Below are 15345 nucleotides of genomic sequence, written 5' to 3' on the forward strand. Positions count from 1 at the left end.
TAACAAAAAGCTAAAATTGCATCTTTTCCAAAGTTTTACACTGTGATAATATACGTTCCAAGCAGTTTTATTTACAAAAATAACCTTGTGGTGAACGTAAGTTCCCATTTACCTTTGTGGATCAATTTATTGACCTTAGGTTGATTAGATTATGACCTCATTCACAGAACCTGTTAAACAGATTCATTCTACTCTTGAGAGGAGTGATGCCGTTCAGAACACACTGCCTTTGTCATTTACGCAAACCCGGATTGAACACCCCAGTTTTCCGTGAACGTATCTTCTACCTGCGCAATTGGACAACCCCCGGCTTTCTGAAAGAGGAACACAATAGACGATTAAACCTTCGGGCTGAACTGAATAAACGGTTATCCTTTCGTTTGGTGTCGTGCTTAACACTTCCCGAGCTAAGGCCAAGCCGATTTTGTTCCAATCGTTTCTTGTCTCATTCCACGCTTCAGGTTCAGCCCCACGCTCCGCGCTGCCCAAGTTGCAGACGGAATTCCAACCGAGACTGGCATGAACATTTCCAACCAAAAAATAATTTTAAGAATGGGAGAGTTTACTATGAAATTTGCCAAAGTTATGCCAACAATTCTTGGAGGAGCTCTTTTGCTCGCTTCCGTATCCTCTGCTACTGCAGCTCCAGTGTCTGATCAATCCATTCCACTTCAGGCCCCTTATGCCTCTGAGGAGGGTATCCCATTGAACAGTGGAACAGATGACACCATCTTTAATTACCTTGGACAGCAGGAACAATTCCTGAATTCCGATGTGAAATCCCAGCTCAAAATTGTCAAAAGAAACACAGATACATCTGGCGTAAGACACTTCCGCCTGAAACAGTATATTAAAGGTATCCCGGTTTATGGTGCAGAACAGACGGTGCACTTGGACAAAACCGGAGCCGTGAGTTCCGCGCTTGGCGATCTTCCACCGATTGAAGAGCAGACCATTCCGAATGATGGTGTAGCCGAGATCAGCGGAGAAGACGCGATCCGTATTGCAACCGAAGAAGCAACCTCCCGGATTGGAGAGCTTGGTGCCGCGGAAATCACACCTCAAGCTGAATTGAACATCTATCATCATGAAGAAGATGGTCAGACGTATCTGGTGTACATTACGGAAGTAAACGTACTTGAACCTGCCCCTCTACGGACCAAATATTTCATTAACGCAGTGGATGGCAGTATCGTATCCCAGTTTGACCTCATTAACTTTGCCACTGGAACAGGTACAGGTGTGCTTGGAGATACCAAAACCCTGACAACCACCCAATCCGGCAGCACCTTCCAACTGAAAGACACCACTCGCGGCAATGGCATCCAAACGTACACGGCGAACAATGGCTCCTCACTGCCTGGTACCTTGCTCACGGATTCGGATAATGTCTGGACCGATCGTGCAGGTGTAGATGCTCACGCTCATGCGGCTGCTACGTATGATTTCTACAAAAACAAATTCAACCGTAACGGTATTAATGGTAACGGATTGTTGATCAGATCAACCGTGCACTACGGCTCCAATTACAATAACGCCTTCTGGAACGGGGCACAGATTGTCTTTGGTGACGGAGACGGAACGACGTTCCGATCCCTGTCTGGTGACCTCGATGTTGTGGGTCATGAATTGACGCATGGTGTCATTGAGTACACAGCCAATCTGGAATATCGCAATGAACCAGGTGCACTTAACGAAGCCTTTGCCGATATTTTCGGTAATACGATCCAAAGCAAAAACTGGCTGCTCGGTGATGATATCTACACACCTAACATTCCAGGAGATGCACTGCGCTCCCTCTCCAATCCTACATTGTATGGCCAACCTGACAAATACAGCGATCGCTACACAGGCACACAGGACAACGGCGGTGTCCATACCAACAGCGGCATCATCAACAAAGCGTATTACCTTGCTGCTCAAGGCGGAACACATAATGGTGTGACTGTTACCGGAATCGGCCGGGATAAAGCAATCCAGATTTTCTACAGCACACTGGTGAACTACCTGACACCAACGTCCAAATTCGCCGCTGCCAAAACAGCTACCATTCAAGCTGCCAAAGATCTGTACGGAGCAACTTCCGCTGAAGCTACTGCTATTACCAAAGCGTATCAAGCTGTAGGCCTGTAAATCTTACTTTAATTAATGTCGTTGAACTTATAATGTACTCATCCTAATGGTAAGGAAACGTTCAGACACCCCTCACCGTCCGAACGGATTAAGCTTATATGAACCAAAAGCGGTGTCCCGGACAACTCTGGACACCGCTTTTGTCATTTGTATATTACTGATACTACCTGCACTATGCTTGCGAAGGTCCCGCAGCAATCCATGATAACAACCCGTACGTATGCTTGCAATCTGCCGTACGCGACACCTCAAGTACCGCTTCGTCCTCACTCTGCGAGAGCAGGGAAATCTGGAATCCCCGATCATTGCTCATGCCCACAATCACATAATGTTCTGAAGCAAATGATTCTTCAAAAACAACGGTTACCTCTGTGCTTACTTCACTCTCTGGCAGTACAAAAGCTTCCATCCCGAATTGTTGCACAACCGGTTGTTTGCTTACGCTGCGAACGGGCTGGAAGGCCAGATGTTTGGCCTGAACTGCACCCGATTGCAACTGGTTGCTGCCCACGGCATCATCACACAGATGCTCCTGTGTAATCGATTGTTCACTTAACATAAACTCCGTAGTTCCAGCGATCTCCTGTGACCGTTCAAGCTGTGGTTGCTGAGCCTGATCCTCCTGATCTGCCTGCTCTGCTTGATCAGTTGTGAACAAAGCTGCCGATGGTTCGCCAAGCTGATCTGTTTGGGATATCAGCTCTTGTTGTTCCTCCAGACCAGCACTCGGTAATGCCTCGACGATTACCTGCTGTGATTGCTGTACAACCTCATTTTCTGTTTGAAACAATCCCTCTTGTCTTTTAATAGCTGCCAGTTGTTCCAGCGTTTCTCCACTGAACTGACGAATCGCATTCCATATCTCTTCGCTCAAATGCGCCGGACCTACAATCCCCGCATTCAAATGATTAGAGGTAATACTCTGCTCACTCAGTTTGCTGCCATTCACGCTGCCATCGGCCAATTTGGCACTTGTGACGGACCCATTTTGCAGATGAACCCCGCTTACTGCTTCCTCTTCCAGATGGGTTGTGCGAATACTGCGTTCTTGAATATGATCAGCATGAATCGTTCCATCTTGAATATGCCGAGATTGCACACTTTTGTCTGCCATGTGGATAGCCGATACCGCACCTTCAAGCAATTTATTACCGTTTACACTGCCGTCCGCCATTTTGGCACTTGTTATGGAACCATTGTGCAGGTGAATCGCACTTACCGATTCCGCTTTGAGGTGGGAGATCCCAATGCTACGCTCCTGAATATGGTCAGCATGTATGGCTCTCTCTTGGATATGACGGGATTGCACACTTCCATTGGCAATATGGACATCCGACACCGCATCTTCAAGCAGTTTACTACTGCTCACACTTCCATCAGCCAGTTTAGCACCCGTTACGGATTCATTTTGCAGATGAACCGCACTTATTGCTTCCTCCTCCAGATGGGACGTACCAATGCTATGCTCCTGAATATGATCAGCAAGGATCGATCCTGCCTGGATATGGCGAGTTTGCACACTTTCCGATGCGATATGGCTCCCCAATACAGCATCTTCGAGCAATTTGCTGCCGCTAATGCTACCGTCAGCCAATTTGGCACTCGTTACGGACCCATTTTGCAGATGAACCGCACTTACTGCTTCCTCTTCCAGATGGGTTGTGCCGATGCTCCGCTCCTGAATATGATCAGCTTGAATGGCTCCTGCCTGAATATGCTCGGATTGCACACTTTCCGATGCGATATGAATCCCGGATACCGTACCTTCGAGTAACTTGCTGCCGGTTATACTGCTATCCGCCAGTTTTGCACTCGTTACAGATCCATTTTGCAAATGAACAGCACTTACCGATTCTTCTTCCAAATGTGCTGTGCCTATGCTCCGCTCTTGAATATGATCAGCAAGGATTGTTCCCTCTTGAATATGACGGGATTGCACACTATCGTCTGCAATGTGGATATCCGATACGGCTCCTTCAAGCAACTTGCTGCCGGTTACACTGCCGTCGGCCAACTTGGTACTTGTTACAGATCCATTTTGCAGATGAATGGCACTTACTGCTTCCTGTTCCAAGTGTAACATGCCAATGCTGTGCTCCTGAATATGGTCAGCAAAGATTGCTCCTTCCTGGATATGGCGGGATTGCACACTTTCAGACGCGATATGGATTCCCGACACCGCATCTTCGATCAACTTGCTTCCGGTTACACTGCCGTCGGCCAGTTTGGTACTGATGACAGACCCATTTTGCAGGTGAATCGCACTTACTGCTTCCTCCTCCAGATGGGTTGTGCCGATGCTCCGCTCCTGAATATGATCAGCATGAATGGCGTCTGCCTGAATATGCCCGGATTGCACGCTTTCGGATGCAATATGAATCCCCGATACGGTTCCTTCAAGCAATTTGCTACCATTTATACTGCCATCCGCCAGTTTGGCACTCGTTACAGATCCATTTTGCAAATGAACCTCACTTACAGACTCCTCATCCAGATGAACTGAGCCAATACTGCATTCTTGAATATGATCAGCAAGGATTGCTCCTTCTTGGATATGACGGGTTTGCACACTTTCATCGGCAATGTGAGCAGCCGATACGGTTCCTGCGGCTAATTTGCTGCCATCCACACTACCAGTCGCTAGTTTGGAGCGTGTTACAGATTCATCCTGCAAAATAATTGTACTTACCGCTTCTTCTTCCAGATGAGACGTTCCGATGCTGCGTTCATGGATATGATGAGGAAGAATTTCACCATCTTGAATATGACGGGAATGCACAGCTCCTTGCTGCAGGTGAACAGCACTTGTCGACTCTGCCTGAAGATGCAAACCACTAATCAAACCTGGCTGAAGGTGAGCCGCTGTAATGGATAAAGGTGCCAGATGGTCTGTCTCAACAGATCCAGGTGCCAAGTGATGCGATGTGACCACCTGTTCAGCAATATGCTCCTCATGAATGATGTCTGCCTTCAGATGCTGTGAGCTCACTACTTGAGTTCCCAAATGGTCAGATTTCACGCTGCCTTCAGCCAGATGGACGGATTGTATAACGGATGGCTGCAAGTGCTCGCTACCTACAGCAGCCTGTTGTAGTTCTGTCCCGGATACCGAGTCTGCTGTCAAATGGTCCGCACTTATGGACCCATGCCGAATTTTTTTGCCGGTAATACTGCCATCAGCGAATAATTCCGGCGAGCGTATTTCTTCCGACAAATGTTCCAGGGAAACGGCATGCTGCTTCAGGTGATATCCGCGAATGGTTCCTGATGGAATATGTTTGGCGTTAATGCTCTCTGCCATAATCTTGGAAGAAGTCACACTGCCGTCTGCCAGTTTAGCTGATGTGACAGCAAAATCCGCCAGTTTATCTGTTGCAACACTCTCTGGTGAAAGCTTGGGGGAGGTAACTGCATGATCTGTTAGATGAGGCGGAAAAATGGACCCGCCAGCCAACTGGGCTGAAGTTACACTATCAGTAGCCAATTTGTCTGTTGTGACCGCGGCCCGTGCAATCGCATCCGTTTCAACACTGCCTGGCTGAAGATGAGGTACACCTACGGCATGTTCTGTCAGGTGTTCCGATTTCACTGCATAAGGTCTCAGTGCCTCGGAACCCACGCTGCCTGGAGCCAGATGTGTCCCTGTGACTCCACCACTCGCAAGATGCGAGGATATAACACTTCCCGGGGCAAGCGCTCTGCTACTCACCGATGCCGTTCCAAGCTTTTCAGTTGTCACACTTCCATCCGCGAGTTTAACGTCTGTAACGGCAGCATCCTGCAATTCATACGTACCCACGGCCGACTCTGCAAGATGCCGTTCACACACCACGTCGTCTGCAAGAGCGTCTCCGGACACACTTCCGGCAGATAGATGGGCTGCCTCGATGCTTCCACTTGCAATGTGAATGGAGTGAATTGCGGAATTGTCCACATGTACCGGCGTAATTCCCCGATTCGCAATGTGTTCCGCACGAATGGACCCTTTGGCAAGATGTTTACCCTGTATGGCTTCATCCGCAATTTTGGAAGAAATGACGCTCTGATCAGAGATCTTGGATGCCGTAATGGACTGCTCCAGCAATTTTGCTGTTCCAACAGACTGGTCTGCCAGTTTGCTGCTGGTTACTGCACCTTCTGTCAAATGCTCACTGCCCACTTCTCCATTGCCAATCTGCTCCTTGCCAACGGAATGAGCGCGGATCTGGCTTGAACCGATTGAACCGTCCAGTAGATGTCTTCCACTTAATGAACCCTCAGCTAAATGTCTTGTTTGTATGGATCCATCCTCTATCTGGTCACTTCCAATACTGCCATTTAATAGTTGTGAACGACCGACAGACCCTTCTGCCAGATGTGTCTGTTTAACAGCACCTGCCTGAATATGGTGAGACTCGATGGAGTGTTCTTCGATTTTGCTGCCTGTGACAGCAGCTTCACGAATTTTGGTTGTAGTCACTGCATCGTCAGCCAGTTTGGAGGTATTCACAGCTCCTCCCGTGAGATGCCTTGTATCCACGCCGCTAATCGCGATCTTGTCTCCAGTTACGGCATGATTCTTGATTAATTCTTCCGTTACCAGCATGCGGCTGAGATGTCTTGTGCTGATGGAACCGTCGGCAATTTTGGCCGAATCGATGGCCTGGTTGCCAAGTTTCTGAGAAGTAATACTGCCATCTCTGATTTTCTCACCTGCAATAGAAGCATTTCGTATTTTGTGACCAGACACAGAGCCGTCAATCAGGTGCTCCTCAGATACAGACGCTTCCGCAAGTTTCGCTGAAACAATGGCCCCGTCTGCAATGTGAATGCTGGTCACCGCATAATCCTGCAATGCTTCACTGCCGACCGCATCCGGTTTCAGCTTGGAGGCATCTACAGAGAAAGGAGCCAACTTGCTCTCCGTAACAGCAAATTCACTCAAGTCGTCCGTGTAGATGTAATGTCCGGTATGACCCGGCATCTGGTTCTGGTTCAGGATCTGCAGCCGGTCCTTGCTTGTTGTTTCTTGCTTGATGATACCCACCTCTTCTTCCAGAACAAGCGGAGCCACGCTGCTAACCTGAATCTGCTTATCCGAGCTATCTTCTGTCTCGATTTCCTTGGTATCAGACTCTACGGGTTCCGGCTTGATTTTGGCTTCGATCTCTAGCTCTTCCAGCTCGTTCGTTGAAGCAGGTAGCTCCATTGAGTCGAATAGGAATTCTTCCGACTCCTGAACAGCCCTTGCATCCCTTTTATTGGTATTCAAACGTTCTTCCCTATTCACAGTGAAACCTGAGTTCATCTTGTCTGCCCGGCGATCAGTCAGTTCCAATTCCTTGTATTTCGGGCTCACATGCCGCAGTTTCGGCGTCGGAACCTTCTTTTTGCCATTTTTACTCATGCAGCTTGCTCCTTCCTCTAACGTTCGTCTCCGGCATCATATGCTTCCATATGGGCATCTGCCACTTCATTTATGACTTTTGCGGATTCCAGAGCACGAATGTACAGGCGTCAAGACAGGAAGGTTCAATGATCTTCGTGGAAATAGGCGTGTCAGGGCTGCAAATGAAAGGCGGCTGTCCACGCCCCCGTCCCAGTCATGTCATAGGATATTATATCTAGGTCGTGTCTGAAAACTCGCTGAAGTGCATCTTTCACCGTCTTTTCGCCCTCTGCTACGTCACTTTCCCTTGACGTGCCCCGGCACGCCTGCGGAAAACTTCCTTGCTTGGAACGGAAATTCGGCAAAACCTGCTTCCTTCGGAGTTTTAGACACGCCCTGAGCAAGCACTAGTGCTTGGCGATGCATCTTACACACCGGTCTGCGTTATCGCGATGTCTGAGCCATGCGGTGACAGGCCGGCATTCCATGAATGGACGATCCATGGTCGCGATAACATCGAAGGAGGAACGGTCATGCTCCAAGAAACGATCGGCATTATGTTCGATTCACGCATGTACCGGGGGATACCGGCCGGAAGGACCGGTCAGGAATCACTCGCGAATTATGAACAGGCAGCGGCCAGTTATGGATTAACCCCCTGCTTTTTGAGGCTGGAAGATATTGATTCGGATCAAAAAACATGTCTTGCCTATGTAAAAAAAGAAGGCAGATATGTTCGCGAGCGCATGCCACTGCCCTCCGTCATTCATAACCGAGCACTCCAGCTTCGCCGGGCGGAACAGCATCAGATCACCAAGCTGATGTTGCAGGGCATCCAGGTATTCAACGTTCGCAACCGGTACCGTAAAGATCACATTCATGACATGCTTCATCAGGACCTCGCCTTGCGAGAACACCTGCCCCGTGCAGTTAAAGCTACGCCAGAGTCTCTGGCCTATATGATGGAACAATATGATGACCTCGTCATCAAACCATGCAGTGGTAGCATCGGTCATGGGATTATGCGAGTCTTTGAGCAAGATGGACAGTGGAAACTAACCTGTGAGACGAAGGCTGCACGCAAAGGGTGGGCTACCTTCCGTTTGAGCAAAGGACAGCTTCCTTCCTCCACCCTAAGGCGGATCTTTCGCCATGCCTACCTCATTGAAGAGCGTATCCCACTGGTACGTTATGAGGGCAGGCCGGTAGATTTGCGGGTATCTGTACAACGTGGCAGCGATGGTCTTTGGGGAATAACAGGCATGTTTGCCAAAGCGGCCCCTGCCCATACGTTTGTCACCAATATCGCCCAGGGCGGTAAAGTCATGAAGCTCGCGGAAGCCCTTGGATTAGAAGAATCTGGCTTCGACCTGGCTCGGCTGGAATACAGAATCGGATTCGTTGCACTCCGTATTGCCCAGAACCTGGCGGCCAGTCTGCCACACTTGGCTGATCTGGGCCTTGATCTCGGGATAACGCGCAGCGGCCAGATCTATTTTATTGAATGCAATGGACGGGACCAGCGTTACGGTTTTCGCAAGGCGGGAATGTCGGAACACTGGAAGGCAACGTACAGCCAACCAATGGCTTATGGGCGTCTGCTGCTGGAACAGAATTCGAGAATTCCGAGACAACCGCAGACATACGATAGGAGATCATATTGATTTCGTGTGCATTCTGTGTCAATATTATGCAGAACGGCCGGTCTTGCCGGCCTTGAAGTTCGCATTAACCCTAAGGGGGATATTCATGGCAAAAACGCTGTTGCGATTAATGACCGAGCTTTCTTCGCGCAAATGGATCTCCCGGACCGTGGGAGCCTTCTCCAAAAGCCGGGGAAGTAAGGCATTTATCCCTTATTTTGTCCGGACCTACGACATCCCTGTTCAGGAGGCCGAGAAAGACTGGAAGGAATACCGTTCACTGAACGATTTCTTTACCCGCAAATTAAAGCCGGGCATGCGCCCGTTGGAACTTTCAGAGCATGCACTGATCAGCCCGGTAGATGCCAAGATTACGGCAGCCGGTCCAATATCTGCAGGGACACTCCTGAATGTTAAGGGACAAAATTATACACTTGCTGAATTATTAAACCATTCTCCCCATCTGGAGAAGTACAAGCACGGGTACGGGTTCGTCCTCTATCTCAGCCCTCGCGACTATCACCGCATTCATGCACCTGTCAGCGGCCGCAAAATAGAGAGCGAACACATCAAGGGCAAAGTTTATCCCGTGAATGACTTTGGCCTGACCCATATGAGATCCGTGCTTAGTCGAAACGAACGGCTCATTACGTATATCGCACATGATTACGGTGAAGTGGCGGTTGTCAAAGTAGGTGCGATGAACGTGAGTAGCATACAATATGCTGATACGGACACAAGTACCTGGGCACAAGGCGATGATCTGGCCTATTTTGAATTCGGTTCCACCGTTGTTCTGCTGACGCAGAGTGGTACATTCGAACCGGAACCAGGCTTACAGCCAGGCGATTCGGTCAAAATGGGCGCATTGCTTGGTCGTTTGAAACCGAAGAACTAATGAGTCCATACGCAAATAAAGAGGATGGCGCAGCACCTGTAACCAGGTATTTGCGCCATCCTCTTTATGCCTTCATATTCATCCATGTATACATGCAATACGAAGCTTCGCTCCGTCGTTATTGGTCTGCTGAGTTCTCCTCAAAACCACACATCTTGCAAGTCCTCTGCCGGTTTGAAGCGACGCAGACGGTTCCGGAAAATATTGCATCCCTTCGTAGAGCATCCCCGGTTGCGGACCCGACGTTTTCCGTTCATCACAAGTTCCCCCTTTTGGTCATCTGGAATGCTAGATAATTACCCTTGCGTTCCAGACTTGAAACGTTGCCATGTTCTTCCCATCAGAATTTTAACGAATCTCGGACGGGCTTTTGCCGGTATACTGCTTGAACTGACGACTGAAGAAGAAAATATCCCGGTAACCCAGAGCATCCGCCACTTCGGTCACATTCATGCCGGTATGCACCAGCAGATGTTCCGCCCGTTCAATACGCATGCGGATAATATACGATTGCACCGATGATCCCACCAGTTCCTTGAACTTAATCGAGAAGTATCGGGGCGATAAGCCAGCCCGCGCAGCCAGATCTTCCACCCGATGCGTAATCCCCGGATGCTGACGCACATAATTGGCGACCTCCTGGATGACATCGGACAACTGGTTGCTTACCTTTTTCTCCACAGGTTCTTCCGTATCGGCGCGCAGCAAATGAATCATCAATTGCTTCAGAATCAATCGGCTCTCTTCATCACGTCCGTACACATCCGATAAGAACAGTCTTACATAACGTGCCAGCAAGTGCTCAAACTCCACCGTTTCCTGTACCTCGCGATAGGACTGGGGAACGTCAGTAACAGGCACGTCCACATCAAAATGAATATACGTAAGTACCAACGGTTTTTGCTTATTATGTGTTGCAGTAGGATGATCTCCTGGCCTGAACAAAAAACAACTACCCTTGCCAACTTCATACGACTGGTCATTCAGCACAAGCGTTCCTTCACCACTCCATACATAAAATAAATCATAGTTTTGCATCGGTTTTTCCCGTTTCTGCCACTTCCAGCCCGGTTCACAGACAATTTTGGCGACAGCGGGCAAAATAACAAATGATGACGGCGATGCCTGCAGCATGTCGCCACTCCCCCTTGATAGTTAATCTCTCTGCATATGGCATCCTTCTGATCTGAATCTCACTTCTTCAATCAAGGCCATATGTATTTCAGTATCTATAGAAATTGAACTAAAGAACATTTACACTTGCCACTTCGATGACAGAACAACCTTCCGATCGCTGTTATCCTCAGATTTTTTTGATTCACTTTTACAAAGGTGAAAATCTGAAGATAAAGGCGAACGCTCCGCTTCTTCAGGTTATTTCTGCCCTCTACGTTTTCGTGTACATAATTAGTTCAACTTGTATAGCATGATTAAATACAACTTGCTCATATATGATCTCTGCTCCTACAGGAGCGAAATGTCTTATCCCATTATACAGCGGAATTCACCGAAACGAAAATGTGCACTCCTCCCAGGCTAGCCGCATTCGCCGGATTCCCTCTGTTATCTCTTCTTTCTCCAGATGTGCAAAAGCAAAACAGGCCGCCGGATGACCTGAAGTCAGCCGATATCGCTCTGCATCACGAAACAGTATGCCATCCTCCTGAGCGAGGTTTTTAAACCGCTGATAACTGTCCGCATCGCCATTCCAGATAGCGTAGATATGCAGCCCTGCATCACCAAGCTGCATCTTGAATGCTTCCGGCAACTGTAGTTCCATCTCTCGGACAAAAAAATCATGCCGTTCCCCATATAACCGGGTTAACCGCCGTAAGTGCCTCAGGTAACCTCCTCTGGTCATAAATTTTGCCAGTGCGCGCTGCTCTAATAGCGCCGGAGGTACCGGTTCATACAGCGCCTTGGCGGCAAGGAGAGGTTCTACCAGACCAGGTGGCAGTACGGCATAGCCAAGTCGGAACGAAGCAACCATGGTTTGTGAGAATGAACCGACGTAGACGACACGTTGTTCACGATCAAGCACTTTGAGGGGTTCAATTGGTCTTCCACCCCATCGGAATTCACTGTCATAATCATCTTCAATAATGACTGCATTCCGCTTCGAGGCCCACGCAAGCAAGGCACGTCTTCTGTCCAATCCCAGCACGGCCCCTGTTGGAAACTGCCGGGTAGGGGTGACAAATAACGTCTGTGCCTCCCAAGGCTGAGGAATAATGCCTGCGGCATCCACCTCTGCCGGGATGATATGCCCACCACAGGACTTGACGGCATGGGCGATGCCTGGATAACCCGGATTCTCTAATACAACTGCTGTATTCTCCGTAATCAGCAGTTGAGATAGCAAGGTGATGCCTTGCATTGAACCACTGAACAATACAATCTGAGAGGGTTCAGCCTGGATACCACGTGTCCATCTGAGATGGGAGGCGATGGCCTCACGCAGCTCCGGATCACCGGCTACACCGCTCGATTCTCGCCAACCACTGCGATGAACCGCAGCGAGTGCACTCTTCCACTCCCCTAGCGGGAAATGTTCTGCAGGCATGCGCTGCATTTGAAAATTAATGACGGACGGCTTTGGTGAAAACATCTGAGTCCGCAGGACTTCATGTTGCGTATTCAACCTCTGTACTCGTTCGCCCCAGGCAGACAGCTTGAGAACGGCTTCCTGTTTTTCATTTTCCTGAGTGGATAATGTTTCGGTGACAAATGTACCTCTTCCCCGATGTGCATGGATATAACCATCCGCAAGCAGCATGTCGTATACCTGAGCTACCGAACCACGTGACATCTCATATTGCCTTGACAACTCACGGGTGGAAGGAAGCCGCGTGCCTCCCACCAATGTGCCTGCATGAATGGCATCACGTAACGCATGGTACAATGCCTCATACTTGTATCGATGCTGAAGTTCATAGGTATCCATCGGCAGCCACAATTCCATCATGCACCTCTCTTCATTTGTCTTCATCTGTGATTCCCGACGAATTGGCCTACTAAAGTGAATGTAAATTGGATCTATTTCAATGTCAATGTATGAACTATGGTTATCCATAAGATATGGCGTTCTATTATACATTCAATGATGGGGGAATACACATGAGACGGAAAGAATTCACAGTAGATGAAGAACAGGAAATTACCGCATTTCTGGATCAGTGCTCCTTCGGGTTTCTGGGAACGGTCAGTCCGGACGGACAACCACGGGTTACACCGCTGAATTTCGTATATATGGACGGTTGCTTTTATTTTCACGGCAGTCTGGCTGGTGAGAAGATGAAACAGATCAAACAGGATTCGTCGGTCAGTTTCACGGTAGCTGAAGAGTTCTCCCTGATTCCATCCTATTTCAGTGATCCTGAGCTTGCTTGTCCGGCGACTTCTTTCTTCAAAAGTGTCATGGCCTTCGGTGAGGCTGAACCGGTTAAAGATCTGGACATCAAAGGTAAGGTACTGCAACGATTTATGGAAAAACTCCAGCCGCAAGGCGGGTATGTTCCCATTGATGCTTCTGACTCGCGTTACACAGGAAACCTCAAAGCTGTAGCCGTAGTCCGAATTATTCCTGAACGGATCAGTGCCAAATTTAAATTCGGACAAAACCTCTCCAGTGAACGATTTGATCATATCAGTGGTCAGTTAGAACAGCGCAATGAAGGAAGAGATACTGAAACTGCTGAAATGATGCGGAAATACTGTCCATTTCATCAGCAATAAATTTCATTTCTTGAGGATTACTCCAAGGTTGAATTCAACGATAAGCCACCCTAAAACCTTCTGCAACAACGCGGTAAAGCGATATAACTGTCATATTGCGTAATTTCCGTGACGGGGGCATGTCAAGGTGATATAATGTTAGGCAGTTGAATCACAAAGACTTGGAAGGATGAAAAGAATGAATCCACTGGCTGAACAGTTGAACGAAAGTATTCAGACAGGCAGCAGTCACGTCTACTCCATGCTGTCACAGCTTGGCAAAGAAATTTATTTTCCTAAAGAGGGGATTTTGAGTCAATCAGCTGAAGCAGCAAGCTTGGCCAAGACCCATAATGCCACGATTGGTATCGCCCTAGAGGGTGGTGTGCCGATGCATCTTCAGGTTATTCAGGAGAAGCTGTCTGCATTCCAGCCAAAGGATCTGTATCCTTACGCTCCACCTGCAGGCAAACCTGAATTGCGGACCGTCTGGAGAGACAAGATGCTGAAGGAAACGCCTTCCCTGGAAGACAAAACGTTCGGCAATCCGATTGTAACCAATGCATTAACCCATGGACTAAGTATCGTAGCCGACCTGTTCGCCGATGAAGGGGACGCTGTCATATATCCGGATAAAAACTGGGAAAATTACGAGCTGACCTTCGGAATCCGTCGTCATGGCCAGTTGGTTCATTATCCCCTGTTCGATGATCAGTTGAACTTCAACAGTGAAGGTCTGCTTCAGGCTTTGCTTGATCAAAAGGACAAAGGTAAAGCGATCGTTCTGCTCAACTTCCCGAATAACCCTACAGGTTATACGCCTGGAGCCGAAGAAGCAGATGCCATTGTGAACACGATTCGTCAGGCAGCTGAAGCTGGCGTTAACGTGGTTGCTGTAACAGATGATGCGTACTTCGGGCTGTTCTTCGAAGATTCCATTCATGAATCCCTGTTTGGCAAACTTGCCAACATTCATCCACGTGTGTTGACCGTAAAAGTGGATGGTGCAACCAAGGAAGAGTTCGTATGGGGCTTCCGCGTTGGATTCATTACGTATGCCCATGAAGATGCAGCCATTCTGCATGCATTGGAACAAAAAACACTCGGTATTATCCGGGCAACGATCTCCAGTGGCCCGCATCCTTCCCAGACTTTTGTACTGGATGCGCTCAAGGCAACGGAGTTTGAAGCACAGAAACAGGAGAAGTTCGAGATTATGAAAGGCCGTGCCAATAAGGTAAAAGCCATTCTCGATAGCGGCAAGTATGGAGATGCATGGGACTATTATCCGTTCAACTCCGGTTACTTCATGTGCCTGAAGCTGAAAGAAGTTGGCGCTGAAGAACTTCGAAGCCATTTGCTGCACAAATATGGTGTCGGTACAATCGCGCTGGGTGAATCGGATCTGCGAATCGCCTTCTCCTGTATTGAAGAATCCGGATTGGAAGATCTGTATGAAACCATCTATCGTGGAGTTCAGGATCTGCGGACGACTTAGTTAACACAGACCTGAACCCTGAATGATATAAGAACCCTTTGTATACCGGCGACCTTAGATGTCTCCGAATATACAGAGGGTTCTTTTTTGT

The 15345-nt window shown here is 48.5% G+C and carries 8 protein-coding genes; 5 read left to right on the plus strand and 3 right to left on the minus strand.

The window, feature by feature from the left end; genetic code table 11:
- Nucleotides 1-567 precede the first annotated feature (567 nt).
- On the plus strand, nucleotides 568-2133 hold the full coding sequence (locus QVE09_RS17500; protein WP_315937812.1) for a M4 family metallopeptidase: 1566 nt from the start codon (nucleotides 568-570) through the stop codon (nucleotides 2131-2133).
- 172 nt (nucleotides 2134-2305) lie between these two features.
- On the opposite strand, the gene QVE09_RS17505 is transcribed toward QVE09_RS17500, so the two are convergent.
- On the minus strand, nucleotides 2306-7519 hold the full coding sequence (locus QVE09_RS17505; RefSeq protein WP_315937813.1) for a WIAG-tail domain: 5214 nt from the start codon (nucleotides 7517-7519) through the stop codon (nucleotides 2306-2308).
- 515 nt (nucleotides 7520-8034) lie between these two features.
- On the opposite strand from QVE09_RS17505, the gene QVE09_RS17510 reads away from it, so the two are divergent.
- Both QVE09_RS17510 and asd read left to right on the plus strand, forming a co-directional pair.
- A complete protein-coding gene (locus QVE09_RS17510) occupies nucleotides 8035-9165 on the plus strand; it encodes a YheC/YheD family endospore coat-associated protein (RefSeq protein WP_315937814.1) in 1131 nt (376 codons plus the stop codon).
- A gap of 85 nt (nucleotides 9166-9250) precedes the next feature.
- On the plus strand, nucleotides 9251-10042 hold the full coding sequence (gene asd, locus QVE09_RS17515; RefSeq protein WP_169480585.1) for an archaetidylserine decarboxylase: 792 nt from the start codon (nucleotides 9251-9253) through the stop codon (nucleotides 10040-10042).
- 348 nt (nucleotides 10043-10390) lie between these two features.
- Here asd and QVE09_RS17520 read toward each other — a convergent pair whose 3' ends face one another.
- Together QVE09_RS17520 and pdxR are read right to left on the minus strand one after the other, a co-directional pair.
- The gene (locus QVE09_RS17520; protein ID WP_278298407.1) at nucleotides 10391-11176 is read right to left on the minus strand and encodes an AraC family transcriptional regulator; all 786 of its coding nucleotides are present in this window, start codon (nucleotides 11174-11176) and stop codon (nucleotides 10391-10393) included.
- A 370-nt stretch (nucleotides 11177-11546) separates the two neighbouring features.
- A complete protein-coding gene (pdxR, locus tag QVE09_RS17525; RefSeq protein WP_315937815.1) occupies nucleotides 11547-13007 on the minus strand; it encodes a MocR-like pyridoxine biosynthesis transcription factor PdxR in 1461 nt (486 codons plus the stop codon).
- A 152-nt stretch (nucleotides 13008-13159) separates the two neighbouring features.
- On the opposite strand from pdxR, the gene QVE09_RS17530 reads away from it, so the two are divergent.
- Nucleotides 13160-13777, plus strand: coding sequence for a pyridoxamine 5'-phosphate oxidase family protein (locus QVE09_RS17530; protein WP_315937816.1), 618 nt, complete (start codon nucleotides 13160-13162; stop codon nucleotides 13775-13777).
- 178 nt (nucleotides 13778-13955) lie between these two features.
- A complete protein-coding gene (locus tag QVE09_RS17535) occupies nucleotides 13956-15254 on the plus strand; it encodes an aminotransferase class I/II-fold pyridoxal phosphate-dependent enzyme (RefSeq protein WP_315937817.1) in 1299 nt (432 codons plus the stop codon).
- The last annotated feature ends 91 nt before the right edge of the window (nucleotides 15255-15345 follow it).

It is taken from the genome of Paenibacillus sp. ClWae2A (assembly GCF_032452295.1).
In the GTDB taxonomy this organism is placed as follows: Bacteria; Bacillota; Bacilli; order Paenibacillales; family Paenibacillaceae; genus Paenibacillus.